18 protein-coding genes are annotated in these 14513 nt (G+C 36.9%); 4 read left to right on the forward strand and 14 right to left on the reverse strand.

Translation table 11 applies throughout. The annotated features are described in order from the left end of the window. Nucleotides 1-8 precede the first annotated feature (8 nt). Together AC6IWN_RS08895 and AC6IWN_RS08900 are read left to right on the forward strand one after the other, a co-directional pair. Nucleotides 9-350, forward strand: a complete 342-nt coding sequence (locus tag AC6IWN_RS08895) for a hypothetical protein (RefSeq protein ID WP_497992022.1) — start codon at nucleotides 9-11, stop codon at nucleotides 348-350. 27 nt (nucleotides 351-377) lie between these two features. Next, a complete protein-coding gene (locus AC6IWN_RS08900; protein ID WP_497992023.1) occupies nucleotides 378-1082 on the forward strand; it encodes a M23 family metallopeptidase in 705 nt (234 codons plus the stop codon). Nucleotides 1083-1141: 59 nt separating this feature from the next. Here AC6IWN_RS08900 and AC6IWN_RS08905 read toward each other — a convergent pair whose 3' ends face one another. From AC6IWN_RS08905 to AC6IWN_RS08945, 9 genes are all read right to left on the reverse strand, one after another. Continuing rightward, the gene (locus tag AC6IWN_RS08905) at nucleotides 1142-1966 is read right to left on the reverse strand and encodes an acetoacetate decarboxylase family protein (protein ID WP_497992024.1); all 825 of its coding nucleotides are present in this window, start codon (nucleotides 1964-1966) and stop codon (nucleotides 1142-1144) included. A gap of 103 nt (nucleotides 1967-2069) precedes the next feature. Then, a complete protein-coding gene (locus AC6IWN_RS08910; RefSeq protein WP_497992025.1) occupies nucleotides 2070-4484 on the reverse strand; it encodes a DUF362 domain-containing protein in 2415 nt (804 codons plus the stop codon). Nucleotides 4485-4637: 153 nt separating this feature from the next. Next, nucleotides 4638-4958, reverse strand: coding sequence for a hypothetical protein (locus AC6IWN_RS08915; RefSeq protein WP_497992026.1), 321 nt, complete (start codon nucleotides 4956-4958; stop codon nucleotides 4638-4640). 235 nt (nucleotides 4959-5193) lie between these two features. Next, the gene (locus AC6IWN_RS08920) at nucleotides 5194-5586 is read right to left on the reverse strand and encodes a pyridoxamine 5'-phosphate oxidase family protein (protein ID WP_497992027.1); all 393 of its coding nucleotides are present in this window, start codon (nucleotides 5584-5586) and stop codon (nucleotides 5194-5196) included. A gap of 1 nt (nucleotide 5587) precedes the next feature. Beyond that, complete coding sequence (locus tag AC6IWN_RS08925) at nucleotides 5588-5935, reverse strand: nuclear transport factor 2 family protein (protein WP_497992028.1); 348 nt, start codon at nucleotides 5933-5935, stop codon at nucleotides 5588-5590. Between the two features lie 37 nt (nucleotides 5936-5972). After that, nucleotides 5973-6095: an SDR family oxidoreductase gene (locus AC6IWN_RS08930; protein WP_497992029.1), complete on the reverse strand. Its 123-nt coding sequence runs from the start codon at nucleotides 6093-6095 to the stop codon at nucleotides 5973-5975. Next, the gene (locus AC6IWN_RS08935) at nucleotides 6037-6375 is read right to left on the reverse strand and encodes an SDR family NAD(P)-dependent oxidoreductase (protein ID WP_497992030.1); all 339 of its coding nucleotides are present in this window, start codon (nucleotides 6373-6375) and stop codon (nucleotides 6037-6039) included. The genes AC6IWN_RS08930 and AC6IWN_RS08935 overlap by 59 nt, the downstream gene beginning before the upstream one ends. Nucleotides 6376-6456: 81 nt before the next feature. Further along, the gene (locus AC6IWN_RS08940) at nucleotides 6457-7380 is read right to left on the reverse strand and encodes a helix-turn-helix transcriptional regulator (protein WP_497992031.1); all 924 of its coding nucleotides are present in this window, start codon (nucleotides 7378-7380) and stop codon (nucleotides 6457-6459) included. 263 nt (nucleotides 7381-7643) lie between these two features. Continuing rightward, a complete protein-coding gene (locus AC6IWN_RS08945; RefSeq protein ID WP_497992032.1) occupies nucleotides 7644-8669 on the reverse strand; it encodes an SDR family oxidoreductase in 1026 nt (341 codons plus the stop codon). Between the two features lie 118 nt (nucleotides 8670-8787). Between AC6IWN_RS08945 and AC6IWN_RS08950 the strand changes: the two genes are divergently transcribed. Further along, on the forward strand, nucleotides 8788-9330 hold the full coding sequence (locus tag AC6IWN_RS08950) for a TetR/AcrR family transcriptional regulator (protein WP_497992033.1): 543 nt from the start codon (nucleotides 8788-8790) through the stop codon (nucleotides 9328-9330). 26 nt (nucleotides 9331-9356) lie between these two features. On the opposite strand, the gene AC6IWN_RS08955 is transcribed toward AC6IWN_RS08950, so the two are convergent. The 5 genes from AC6IWN_RS08955 to AC6IWN_RS08975 all read right to left on the reverse strand — a co-directional run bounded on the left by AC6IWN_RS08955 (nucleotide 9357) and on the right by AC6IWN_RS08975 (nucleotide 13367). Then, nucleotides 9357-9770: a MerR family transcriptional regulator gene (locus tag AC6IWN_RS08955; RefSeq protein WP_497992034.1), complete on the reverse strand. Its 414-nt coding sequence runs from the start codon at nucleotides 9768-9770 to the stop codon at nucleotides 9357-9359. 12 nt (nucleotides 9771-9782) lie between these two features. Beyond that, nucleotides 9783-10742, reverse strand: a complete 960-nt coding sequence (locus AC6IWN_RS08960; RefSeq protein ID WP_497992035.1) for an aldo/keto reductase — start codon at nucleotides 10740-10742, stop codon at nucleotides 9783-9785. 5 nt (nucleotides 10743-10747) lie between these two features. After that, nucleotides 10748-11218: a flavodoxin gene (locus AC6IWN_RS08965; protein WP_497992036.1), complete on the reverse strand. Its 471-nt coding sequence runs from the start codon at nucleotides 11216-11218 to the stop codon at nucleotides 10748-10750. A 207-nt stretch (nucleotides 11219-11425) separates the two neighbouring features. Beyond that, complete coding sequence (locus AC6IWN_RS08970) at nucleotides 11426-11887, reverse strand: GNAT family N-acetyltransferase (protein WP_497992037.1); 462 nt, start codon at nucleotides 11885-11887, stop codon at nucleotides 11426-11428. Between the two features lie 52 nt (nucleotides 11888-11939). Next, nucleotides 11940-13367, reverse strand: a complete 1428-nt coding sequence (locus AC6IWN_RS08975; protein ID WP_497992038.1) for a pyridoxal phosphate-dependent decarboxylase family protein — start codon at nucleotides 13365-13367, stop codon at nucleotides 11940-11942. A 138-nt stretch (nucleotides 13368-13505) separates the two neighbouring features. On the opposite strand from AC6IWN_RS08975, the gene AC6IWN_RS08980 reads away from it, so the two are divergent. Continuing rightward, complete coding sequence (locus AC6IWN_RS08980) at nucleotides 13506-14393, forward strand: LysR family transcriptional regulator (RefSeq protein ID WP_497992039.1); 888 nt, start codon at nucleotides 13506-13508, stop codon at nucleotides 14391-14393. The last annotated feature ends 120 nt before the right edge of the window (nucleotides 14394-14513 follow it).

Genomic DNA, 14513 nt, shown 5'->3' on the forward strand with positions numbered 1-14513 from the left:
GGTTAAAAATGACAAACACTAATTTGAAAGCCTTATATATCGTTGTTAATATAGGTTTCGGTGAAAAGATCGTAGAATATATCCGTACGCAAGGCTCCTGCGGGGCTACTATAATCAATGCTCGCCGTTATAGCTTTAAACATCACGAAATAATGGGAATCAGTACCGATAAAGAGAAAGAAATCGTATTAACAATTGTTGATAACGATGCTGCCGACAGAATTATGAGTAGTCTGAAAGAATACAGCGGCTTTAAATCCGAAGCTCATGGTATCTGTTATACCCTACCAGTATCGAACGCAGTAGGCCTTGGTCAATGCAATTATGATCCGTCCGAGAATAAGAAATAGAATGTTCTATAAAGCGGGAGAAGTGTAATGAATGAAATGCATAATCCAATTATCGTAGAGTTTCCATTGAGGGGAGAATGGCTCTCTCCCAACACACCGGGGACTAAAATTCCAAGCCATGGTACGAATCAATTAGGAACTAGATATGCCTACGACTTTATACAGGTCAATTGGGCTAGAAAAGGCTGGCCTGCTTATCGTGCCTCCTTCCTTCATTATCTTCTTTTTGGTCTTCCATTAACCAAATATTACTGTTGGGGGCAAGAAGTATATGCGCCGTGTGATGGAATTATTGTTAAAGCTGAGGACGGTTATAAAGAGCGGGAACGAACAAATCTTTTTTCTGATGCATTCCGTGCTTACAAAAATGCTCACCAGTTCAATTCTGAAAAAGATAACATACAAACAGTTGCGGGCAATTACATTATTATCAAATATAGCAATCAAGTTTATGCTGCACTTGTTCACCTTCAAACAGGCTCGATTCAGGTCTCTCTCGGTCAGCATGTAAACAAAGGTGATCTTATCGGCAGAGTAGGTCATTCCGGTAATTCCTATGCTCCACATATGCATTTTCAGTTGATGGATAGCGTTGATATCTCTACTGCTAACGGATTACCCTGTGCGTTCAAACAATATGAAGTATTCCAAGATGGCGAATGGCAGAGAGTACTTAATGGAATTCCCACAGATAAAGATAGGATAAGGTATACAAAAAGGAACAAAAAATAACTTCTGCCGTTACAAAGAGTTATTTTTTGTTCCTTTTTCACAGATATTGCATAAATTATTTACTCGATCACTCGACCTGTATAAGGTCTCATAATGTAAAATCCATTTAACATAACACTCGGTTTCAGTTCATATACCGGTAAATCCGCAAGCTGTTTTATAATATTATATTGATTAATAGGTAAATCCGAAAAATCATATATGCTATCCATCTTAATCCATTCGAAATTACCCTTGCCGTTCCATGCACCAGTTACATTCATCGCCTGTGGGTATATCATCGGTTGGCATAGATCAGCACCCGGTGCTCCAACCTTAGGGATGTAACGATAACCAAAAATAGTGATATCTTTATATCCAACTTTATATTGTTCTAATGTTTGCATATCCACCGGCTCGATCTCTGTCATTTTCATTCGAAGAAATGCATTTCCATCATGACTGGCATTGGTAAAATATGCTCCCTTAAATACTTGAATATCTAAGATATCAGCACCTATTTTGGGTTGACCATTCTCTTCCCTTCCTCCTAAAATGGGTTGGATACGGTTCTCCCAAATCACTAGGGGAAAGCTACCCTCCATTTTGTCCTTTTTACCATAATATCGTGCAGGTACTTGAACCTGTATGATGTTGTAACCACCTCCGATCAAAAATTCGCAGCCCTTTAACTGGTTATAAGAAATCGTCAACTCCGGTTTTACCAGTTCAAAGCCTTCCGGAAGATAGTCCGCCAGCTTCTTTTCATCTGTTTTGTATGTAAAATTCATGGAGACACAATCATATGTTTTTATCTCTAAATTCTTATCAAAATCTGATCCTCCAAAAAATGGCGGCATACGGTATGTTTTATTCGGGTCAAATACAAACATAATAATAACCATGCCTTTCTACATAGCCTGCAAACTTTGGGCCGCAGGCACAAATTTGCGTGTGAAAAATCTATGATTTTTCACACTAACCTCCTAAAAATTAAATTCATATAATTTATAACCATACTTCCTCAAAATGTACCGTAAAGATTTTAGCCGGATTCTCTGTCTCTGTTACATTCGGTATTTTCTTTCCTTCCAACTCTCCATATCCGTTTGGAACATAGAATGTAAATCTAAGCGGAACCGCACCAGCTTCTATTGCCTCCATATACTTGTTGATAGCATCTAAAACACAGACGGTTTCTTCAATTGGAGGAAGATATTGATTGCCATATTGAAATGGTTCTGATTCAGAATTACTATCACATGATTTTTCGCCAGTAGTATATCCACCTGAATTAAGAACTTTATCTGCATATTGGAATGCGGAACCATACATAGAAGCAAGATTTATCGTGTTAGGCGATTGTGAACCATAAATATTATTTGTCAAATTTGTGTAGATAACCGTGTCCCAACTAGGCCACATTCCTTTGCCATAATACATTTGCGAGAAATACCTGTCTTCCTTGACATTGTCTGCTTGTGACAACTGATATGCAGTATCCGTAAATCCTGACAAAAGACCCTCTTGTAAAAAATCATGACCAAGCTCATTCCAATTCTTTATCGAATATTTTAATAAATAAGCAGGTAAAAAGTAGCTTTTTTTGATGTCACCATAGGGTTGTGTAACAGATAAATAAAAGTTATCTGCTTGATTAAGTAAAAAGGCTGTTTCATAACCGCGTCCCTGCTCCTCATAGTCAATTATGCCATCATGATTTTCATCATAAGTATCCATATATAACTTGTATAGGGTTGATCCAGTAAGTTTATCGCAAGCCTTTGCATAACTCAAGATGGAGCTTTGTAGATCATGTAGAATCGTGTAATAATTATAATAGAGTGCTTTTGTAATCAGCTCTGAGAACACACCATGATCTACTCTCCCAAGATGCCCTTCAATGGATGCCATTGGGGTACCTGTCTGGCTATCCCATCCCGTTACATAATACCCAAGCTGGCCGATTCCTCTACTTTCAGCAAATTGATACAAGTCATAACGAAACAGTGGGGAATCCAAACCTACATCAGAGCATATATTCTTGCCATTGATGACTGCTACCGGTACATGACGAATGAATTCTGTAGGTAGATTTCTTTCCTTCTTTAACTTCATTCCCAGTTGCATCGGAATGGTCTTAAAGCAATATCTCGAACAGAAGTGATCTAACGCCACGCAATCTAGAGAAGACCATATATATCCTTCTGGAACCCGAACACATCTACCATCTGCATTATGACTATAATTGATCATATTGATTGTATCCGTTATATGAATCATAAAAACCTTTTGACTTTGTACTGCCTTTATTACATCAGTCTGTGTTCCGTTCATCCCTTCCGTTTTGTGCATTATATAATTACCATTCTGATCTCTTATGGGAAAGCGAGTATTTTCATCGATATCAAAAACCCAGGGAGAGTGTGGTAAAGCCGTTCTCAAACTCGGATATCCAGTATTTGGAATTTCATATTTTTTTACAGGGTAAAGTCCGATGCCAAGATTTTTTACCGCATTTGTCATCAGATCCTGCGCGTGCATCTTAAGCTTTGGAATACTTACCAGAACACACCCTGGGTAATTCCTCATATCATCTTCATCTTGCGGGTTACCCCCTATTATTACTTTATGTAAGGTAATCTCCTTAAAGTTTACACCTTCCGGAACCGAAATTGTTCTTGCTCTACTAATTTTATCTTCTAGCTTATTCAGATCATATACCATCAAGCGGTTGGCTGATTTACCGGGTGGATAAAAAGTGCCGGCAACGCTATCTTCATACCCCTTCATAGGATCATCGTTATGTGTAACAGGGTGCTGCTCCTTTAGATACCTCCGAACAAAGTAAAACCCTCCTCCACCGTATACATCATCACTACGTCCTTCAAGCACAGCTTCTGTTGTAATCGTCCTCCCCTCAAGTTTCGTTACGACTGCAGACATTACGAAAGTAACACAGGAAGCTTCACCAAATGCCATCTGATGATAACTGATATTTAGTTTGTCATGAAACCACCTCATAACTGCAGCGATTAATGGCCATTCGGTATTAATTATTGCAGCCATACCTTCTCCATGTGTGTGATAATCGATAATCAATGGGTTCACAAAGTTTGGTTTAAAAAATAATTTTTTACCAGCCTTTATCTCTGCTTGTACCTTACACCCAAAATCTGTTTCTCTATTAAGACCTGACAGAGCATAATCCAGGTTTTCATAGATATAATTGATTTTTTGGGTTATTGAATCCCAGGCTGAACAATCGTCCTCATCGATATATTTCTGTAGTAAAATCGGTATATCGGCGTACGCCATGTATGGATCAAGACGTACTCCCGAGATTGCCGCACCACTGGTATCCACACTTCTCATACCTAATGTGGACTCCACTAGTGATATCTTGTCATCTTTCTTAGTCATGGTATTTCACCTATAAATTCGCTCTATATTACTATATTGTATCATTGAACACTCGGTGCATGTCATAATCCACAAAATATATCTTTTTAATTACGATTATACCTTAGAGCATAGTCACTCACTCATTGTTTAAAGATCATGCAATCTTATTTATCATCTTTCGAGCTTTGATAAAAACTCTTCTAACGACTTCATCATATCAATATCCATTCTATTTGCAAGAACGATCAACCACCATATACATTCACTGAGTTTATGTTCTAATTCAGATTCTTCATCTCCCGATATTGGCCATCTCTTTTGTTGTGCCATTGTCAATCTGCCGACAAGTCCTGCATCCGTTAAAAATGCAAGCGCATCCTCCTCGATCGTCCATTCGCTACCATGGTATTGTCTCTCCAAGTTATGGTATTGATCCCTTATACTTATGGAACGATTTATAATATCGCTTAATCTCATATCAATATTATTCATTGTGTCATCCTCGTATTAATATATTTTGATTTCATTAGCTCTTGACCATTAGAAACATATTGAGTACCTTATATATAGAATTTGCTACTTTTGTGTACATAAGTTCCTCTCCTCGTGTTTTTATATCACCTTATTAATTTCAAAAGATGTTTATAAATACTACCTGCGTGTAATCGAATTCAAGAGCTTAATTTGTTTATAGTAATTCCTAATGTATTCTTACCAAAAAATGTTCTTATAACATTTGCTCGCATTTAGTTACTGTAATCTCCATAACTCTAGTTAGAAACGAAAATTTATTCTTCATCCTATCATATTCCGCACCTGTGCTAATAAACTTTGCTGTACCTTCCAATACAAAACCTGTCCCGGGATAATTATTAAAGCCTGTAACATTTTTGCTTCCTAATGCCATTTTAATTTTATTATTTATTAATATGTTTTCCTCTGTTTTACGCATGATACCTGCAGGAATAAGAATACGTTCATCCTCCGTTACCATCAAATATGAGTTCCACTCATTCACGATATGTGGCTCATCTTTGCCCCAAGTTACTATTGTAACTATTCCCTCATTTTTAATAACTTCATAAAATGTCTCTGATAATTTATTTTTTTGTCTATTCATATTATTCACCAGCAATCTCGATTCTTAAGGTTGTTATTTTCTCATTATGAAGTGTAAAGTGAAAGTCAAGCGGAACCGGGCTTCCCTCAAAATCACCTGAAATCGTCCCAGTAACCACCATTTCTTCGTTATTCTCTACACAATTTGTGATTTCCGTCGTTACGTTAGCAGAACGATTCGCCTCCATAATGTATGCACTAACTGCTTTTGATCCATGATACTCTTCTCCGTCATCTACCAGCAAAGCATCCTTTGCAAAGCACTCTTCAAGTAATTCGTAATCATAGACCTCAGAGGCATGATAGTAGTTTAAAATTGTTTGTGGTAAGGTAAATGTTTTCTTTATCATATTTTTTATTCTCCTTAATATTATCCAAATTCTAAGTTTATATTGTTCTGACAATCCCACCATCAATAGTATGCTCTGCTCCAACAATATAGGACGCTCGATCAGACACCAAAAAAGCAACGAGCTCCGCAACATCCTCCGGTGGGTGTTGATGAACCACCGATATTATTTACCAGGATGTCCACGCCTCCAAATTGTTCCAATATATACTCCACGATTTTGGTTGTGCCATTTGGTGTACTAACGTCTGACTGTACAAATAACTTTGGCTCTTTTAAATTATCCGGAGTGGTCCTGGCTGTTGTGATTACTGTAGCACCGGAATTTGTAAGACGTTTTACAATTGCTTCCCCCATGCCACCCTTCGTACCACCCGTTACAAGTACACGCTTTCCTGCAAACTCGTTTGGATCAATTGATATATGATTAAAATTCTTCATGGATAGACCTCCTTATTATGATTTATGAGAATTTATCATAGAAAGATCATATCAAAGATAACCTGACATCATTATGTCAGGTTATCTTTGATATTTTTTATTAATTTGATTTATTTCATTCTTTATCTTATCCCGTAGCTTTAACGGTGCTAATACTTCCATATCAGCACCAAAGGATAGAATATATCGGATTGCCCAATCATTTTCTGGCAAGGTGGTTACAATTGTATAGGAACCATCCTCGTTTTTAGTAATATCTTTTTCATTGAACTCCTCGTATACACGATATGAACCTTTCGCTGATAGATACAAACACACCTGAATCCACCTTTCCTTTCGATTCAAAGGTTCTTCCTTCGTCCTGACTTTAAAGTTTTTTTCAGCGAAACTCTCCTGTGTTATTATGGCATCAGACATTCTTACAATTTTAAAATTTCTTAATGCATTTTTAGTTAGGCAGACTGCTTCCAGATACCAGGCATTTACTTTGAAGATCAATTTAACAGGTTCAACCCTCCGCATGCACTTTTCACCGGATGAATTGATATAATTAAATTCCAGTACTCTCTGGCTTAAGATGGCTTCTTTTATAATTGTAAACTGGCTCCTACTTCTTTCCTCGCTGCCCCACGGGCTGAAATCCACCTCAATCCAATTTGTTAAGTTTTTATTGAACAGATTACTAAATTTGTTTAATATCTTATCTGTCTCCGGTGATTGCGTTATTGATAGGCTTTGCAGTGCATATAATATCTCATCCTGTTCCCGCTCAGATAGAACTGATTTATCAAAAATGTAATTCTCAAGCAGAGAGATCCCTCCACCCTTTCCCTGAGTCGCATAGATTGGTATTCCTGCGGAGGACAGAGTATCAATATCCCGGTAGATCGTTCTTACCGATACCTCAAAATACTCCGCCAATTCCTTTGCAGTTATGGATTTTTTACTGAGTAAAATATATATAATTTCAAAAAGTCTATTTATCTGCATATTATCGTCGAGCATACTTTGTCTCGACTTTCCCTCCTTTTGTATCTTTTTATAACAAGATAGTACTGCATTCTTACATGTATCCAGCAGAACCAAATATCCCAGTTATATTATAACCTAATAATCTGACAGCATCATGTCAGGTTATAAATAAATTTGAGTCGCTAAAGAAAAAACTAAATTCCTTATACATAAAAAGACCGCTCATATTCAAAACACTTGAATATAAGCGGCCTTTTATAAATAATAATTTATCGATTAATACAATAATATGTATTCTATTTATTAATCAATCCGAGCTGAACCATGCTTTTTGCAGTTGCCATAATTGCTTCCTCTGCTGATCTATGCTGCCAGCCAAGTATCTTTTTTGCTTTTGCGTTACTACAGGCAGTGTTTTGTCCTAAAAATGTCGCTGGCATACGCAAATCTTTGTTAAATAATGCAAGAAATTTCACGAGAAAGTTAGGTATTTCTTTCGTGGAGACATTTTTCGCCGTACTTCCTAAGCATCTTTGCAAAATGTTCGCTTCTTCTTTGTAAGTCAGATTTTCACCCGTTGTTGCGAGGAACCTCTCTCCGATGGCCTCCGAACGAGTCATGGCAAGTAAATGTAAGTCTGCGACATCTCGTACATCAACACAATCAAAACCAATTTTTAAAAGGAGTGGCATTTTGCCATTCAACATCGCACGGATTATTTGATTAGAGTGCGAATAGTCCTGTCCAAGTATAGGTCCCATGACCGCTACCGGATTAACAACCGATAACTCCATATTTTCCTGCTTAGCAAACTCCCACGCTGCAAGTTCTGCCATGGTTTTTGAGCGTTGATAAGCATCAATATTACTCGATAAATTCGTCCAATCCTCTTCCGTAAAAATCTCAGGGTGAGATTTATGTCCAGAAAGTATTGCTCCTGAAGCAGAAGTTAGTACTACCCGTTTCACACCCGCTGCTTTCGCTGCCTTCATTACTCGTAAAGTGCCATCAACCGCCATTTTAACCATCTCATCTCCATCATCAGGACGAGTGGCAGGTGTTGGCGATGCAACATGAATAACATAAGTCGCATCAGTTGCTGCTTCCCTCCAGTTATTATCACTTGTCAAATCAGTTTGAATAAAATCTAGATTTGAAAAATCTGTGATACCCCCACATGCAAGCATTGATTTAACCTCATCCTGGCGTGACATTGTACGAAGCGTTGTACGAACGCGGTATCCTTGATTTAAAAGTTTCAAGATTATATGTACGGCAATGAAACCACTTCCGCCTGTCACTAAGACCAACTCATTATCCATTATAAATTCCTCCTTTAACTAATGTTTCACTTGTAACCTCTGTGGCATTAGTATATACTATCATCAGGTTGAAATCAACACAGATACGTTCATCTGTGACAGTCAAGGAGGTATTGTAATGGCAGCTACAAAGCACGCGCAAAACATCAAAAAGGATACAAAAGATTTTATCACAACAGCCATGCTGCAAATGTTAACAACCGAAAAGTTCACGGCGCTGACAGTATCCCAAGTATGCAAACGAGCCGGCGTAAGCCGTATGGCATTTTATCGCAATTTTGACGGACTTGAGCAGATTATATATGAATATTACCAGCCGAAGATTGCGGATGTTTTTCACATTATTCAACAAAGCTCACAATATTCTGTAAAGTTTGATAGCCAGTTAAAGTTCTTTAACACGTTTGGTGATGATATTCTCACGTCTGTTGACCGTGGATTTGAACCAATTATTCAAAAGATTTTCATAGAAGAAATAACTAAATTTTATGCTCCAGATGGCGATGAATACTGGACAACCTTCATGTCGGCCGGTGTTTACGCGATTTGGCGAAAGTGGTTACTGGATGGACAACAAAAGCCGCTCAATGAAATTATGGACTTTTTGAAGCAGTTTGAGACAATATCTGGCACTGTTAGGAATGTCCCAAACTCTAAATAACTTGAGCCACCGTCTTCTGATACTTTCTACCGATATCGATCACTCATATCTTCACTATTTACTTTCTTATTCCATGTTAACTCACCTGTTTCGACCGCTATTTCATATCTTGCAATTTTGTAATTCAGGCGATCCAGGGTTGCATCAATCTGTTTTCTTTGTTCTAGGAGAACTTTCCTCTGATCAATTAACAACTGAAGCCTTGCGGGGATCGTCGAATCACCCCCTTGAAATAACTTAACGTACTCAATCATAACTTCAACAGGAAGTCCTGCACTTCGCATACATATTGCAAGTTCAACCCAGTTTAAATCACTTTTCTGAAAATCACGAATTCCACCTGAAGTACGAGTAACAGGTGGAATCATACCAATACGTTCATAATACCGCAGTGTATCTTGTGTGATATTATATTTGTTACTCACTTCCTTTATTGTCATAATCCTATCCTCTTATATCGCTCCAACAATTTTATGAGGAACATATAATTCTTCTAGAGATTCTATTTCTTCTTTATTTAATAATATATCAAAGCAACCCACTGCATCATCAAAATATTTCGCTTTAGTTGCTCCTATTAGAGGTGAAGTCACTCCTTTGGCTAACTGCCATGCCAAAGCAATCTGTGTCATAGTGCAATTACGTTTTGCTGCCAGCTCGGATACTCTTTTTACGATTTCCATATCAGTATCCTTTGTACTGTCATATTTTCCAATTGCTGTGACATCTGTTTGACTACGCATTGTTTCAGCTGACCAGGGTCTGGTCAATCTTCCTGCTGCGAGTGGGCTGTATGGTGTTAAAACTACTCCTTGTTCCTTGCAAATCGGTATTAATTCTCTTTCATCTTCACGATATAGAAGGTTGTAATGATTCTGCATTGATATAAACTTTGTCCATCCGTTCTTCTCAGCAGTATTTTGAAGTTTGGCAAACTGATATCCATACATAGCTGATGCACCGATTGAGCGAACCTTTCCGGATTGTACTACCTTGTGGAGAGCCTCCATCGTTTCCTCCACCGGAGTATTATAATCAAATCGGTGAATAATCAGCAAATCCACATAGTCCATCCCTAATCGTTTTAAAGAGCCGTCAAGTTCTCTAGGAATTGCCTCTTTTGAAAGATTTCCTTCATTGAAAAAAACCTTTGTTGCAATTACCACATTATCACGTGACGCATTATTCCTAATCGCTTTTCCCAAATACTCCTCGCTAGTTCCTGCGGAATAACAGTTTGCTGTATCAAAAAAATTTATACCAAGGTTCAAAGCATGTTTAATAATTGTCTCACTTTCTGATTGATTCAATGTCCAAGCGTGCATTTTGCTGGCAGGATCCCCAAAACTCATACACCCTACACATATACGGGACACTTCAATTCCACTATTACCTAATTTAGAATATTCCATAACTTTCACCCTTTCATAATCCAGTTTTTTACATTTGATTTTTCTTGCGCCACAGAAGAACCAAATACCGCAAGTCCTTTCTTTATATCACCATCCGTTGTTAGTTTTCGTAAATCTGATTCACAACTTCCCATACCGCTCTCCTCATGAGTACAGAAGGGGTAAATGGTTTTACCAGTAAAGTCATGCCCTTCTAGGAAAGAATATATCGGTATGGGCATAGTATTCCACCAATTCGGATATCCAAGAAAGATCACATCGTAATCAGTTACATTAATATTTTCTGCAAGTTCCGGGCGTGAGTTCGCTCTAAGCTCATCCTGCGCTTCTGCAGTACAGGCATAGTATACCCAAGTATGCACTTTCACAATTCTTAAAATACTCTTTTTACTCTCCCTAATCTTTTGATAATTCGATTGTAATCCTTGGAGCCAACTCCAAGTCAAGAGCAATTTAAATATAAACGTAAAATGCATAATTAATTTCTTCTTTGCAAGGTTAAAGCGAAAATCAAGAATTTACCTTTACATTCAACTTGTGTTTCAAGAAAACCATGGCAAAAAATAAAATACGGGTATCTAACAATTGACATTAATATTCTAATGGATAGCATTCTGATGATAATGGGTATACATGAAGTTCAATAACTATGCTAACTTCCATCTAGATATTAGTTTAATAAATCATATATCAATTCTCATAATTTTATATTCAGAATCTCGAAATCCTGCTGTCGTATATGCCTTTATTGCTGTCTTATTCTCATGATGAACATACAATCTAACTTCCACCGCTTGTTCCTCTTTTGCTTTATGCATTATATCATGCAATAAAAGTTTCATTAATCCCTGTCCTCGTAACTGTGGATCAATATACATGCTTTGTATCCACCAATAATATCCTCCATACCAATCGCTCCATTCCTTGACCACTGAAATATTACCGATAACAGAACCATCTACCTCTAACACCCAATATTTTGCAATACTCTCATCTTCTAAAGCAGTCTTTATTCCATCCAATACTCTAATGTTGTTAATATCTAATCCCTCTGAGTCAATTGCTTCTGCTAAAGTAAAAGAAATTAACTTTTCTAAATCCTCTATCGTTGCTCTTCTGACAATACATTCTTGTTTGTTTGGCATTTGATACTCCCTTCAACTTCACCTGCAATCTATCATGAGAAATATTAAAATGCTATATACCTTTACCTGAAATTTTACAAGCATAATTATCCAGTAACTTTACTGTACTTCTTATATCTTCTTTTGTAGTTTCAGGGTTGATTGAACATATTCTCAAAACTTTTTTCCCTTTGAGTTCCGTTGTAAGTATAGCGGCATACCCATGATTCAAAGTTTCCTGTGAAATTTGTTGATTTAGTATGTCAAGCTTCTGATCTGTTAATCCTGGAGGGGCATACCGAAAATTCACTATGGCTTGTTGGGCGGGAGAGACGATTTCCCAATACTGATATTTTTTTATTTCATCTTCTGCCCATTTCGCCAACTGAAAACCATGTTCGACTGCATTGCTTATGGCATCTGTACCCATAATCTGCATAGTAGTCCACAGCTTTAAAGCTCGTGCTGGGCGTGTCAATTCTGGTCCTAAATCCCAATAATTTACCTGATCATTCTGGGTGGTTGCATCTTTTAGATATTCTGGGTGTGTATCGAAGCAATTAACAAGATTTCTTTTATCTTGCACTAGGACGGCACTACAACCATAAGTCTGCATTAACCATTTATGGGCATCCCAACTGATACTATCTGAACGTTCAATTCCATTCAAAAGTTTTTTATATTTAGATGATGCTAATATAGAAGCACCATACGCACCGTCTACGTGCATCCAAATATTATACTCCTTACAGAGGTCAGCGATTTCATCCAATGGATCAATACTTCCTGTATTAGTTGTACCAGCAGTTGCGATTATAGTAAACGGGATATTCCCTGCAGAAAGATCATCAGTAACTGCCTTTTTTAAAGATGGCATGTCCATATGGAATTCAGTGTCGGTAGGAATTTTTCTGATCTGATTTGCTCTAAATCCAATGATACTTAAACCTTTTGAAACAGATGAGTGTGTTTGTTCTGAAACATAAGCAACCCCCAATCCATAATTATCTTCTGACAATTTTTCATTACGTGCAATGGTCAGCGCGGTGAGATTAGCCATGGAACCGCCAGACACAAAAATACCAGAGGAAGTATTCGGATATCCAGCCTGCTTACACATCCACCTAATCACTTCCTGCTCAATACAACTTGCACTCGAACTCTGCATCCAACTACCAGCATGGGGGTTATAAGAGCTAGTCATAATATCACCAAGCCATGAATAAAGTGATGTCGGACTCGGTATAAATGCAAAACAGCGTGGATGTTGCATGATAGCTTGATTAGAATAGACCTCTGTCATCATTTCATTAACAACCTCCATAACAGGTCGCCCTTCTTTTGGAATACCCATTTTACGTAACTTTGCTATTGTTTCATCTTCTGCAATTTGGATAACTTTTTGAGACTTCATATTTTCATACGAAGTAATAAAAGAATCTGCAAACTCCTGGATTGCTGTACATAATTGCTCATTTTGTGTTCTACCTACTAAATTCATATCCTCATCTCCATGCACGTTTTTTATTAAAACTCATTACCTTGACTTTTTCTTTCAATTAGAATAACATCAGTTTATAGTTTTGTTAAATTCATAGATTTTATAATATTGTTTAATTTTTTTAATAGGTGGAATATTATGGAGATAAGAAACATAACAACATTTCTAAGAGTTGCAGAGTTACAAAATTTTTCATATGCAGCAGAGCAATTAGGATATTCACAATCTGCTGTTACTGTTCAGATTAAGCAACTAGAACGGGAACTTAATATACAATTATTTGATCGAATTGGAAAGCATGTAAAATTAACAGATGACGGTAAGATATTTATTAATTATGCAACTAACGTTCTGAAATCAGTTCAAGAGGCAAAAGACTTTACTAACAAAAATGAAGCGCCATCCGGAACATTACGTATCGGTGTTGCAGAATCTCTTGCTATCAGTGTTTTACCCCCCATTCTTTTAGAATTTCGGAAATTATGTCCATTGGTTAATACAAGTATCATAACAGGGCTTAATACAGAGCTATTTGATATGATTCGGCATAACGATGTTGACATTATTTATTTTTTGGATAAAATAATGTATTCTCCAGAATGGGTAAAAGTTGCAGAGCGACCTGAATCTATCGTTTTTGTTGCGTCCAGTAGACATCCTCTTGCTTTACAAAAAAATGTACCACTTGAAATAATACTTAAGGAGCCATTTATATTAACAGAAAAAGGGTTTAGTTATCGATATGATTTAGAACAAATATTAGCAGCGCAAGGATATGAAATTCATCCGTCTATTGAAATTGGAAACACAGATATAATTAGTAAAATGTTACTTGAGAATGTTGGATTGTCCTTTTTACCATTATATGTTATTCACGATTATGTTAAAGCAGGTATGCTCGCGGTCATTGATACAGATTGCATAGATATTAAGATGTGGAGTCAACTTGTATATCATAAGAATAAATGGATTACCCCACAAATGAAAATATTTATTGATACTATAAGAAAACACATTAGTCAATAAGAGCCATACTTAACATTAATGAAGAGGATTTTTGTAATGAATTACTCGTTTCGCTTACTGATTACTTTCATCCCTGAATTTCGAAACATTATATAACCGATAAAACTTTGACAAAAAAAC

This window comes from Variimorphobacter sp. HTMS_6, assembly GCF_059717775.1.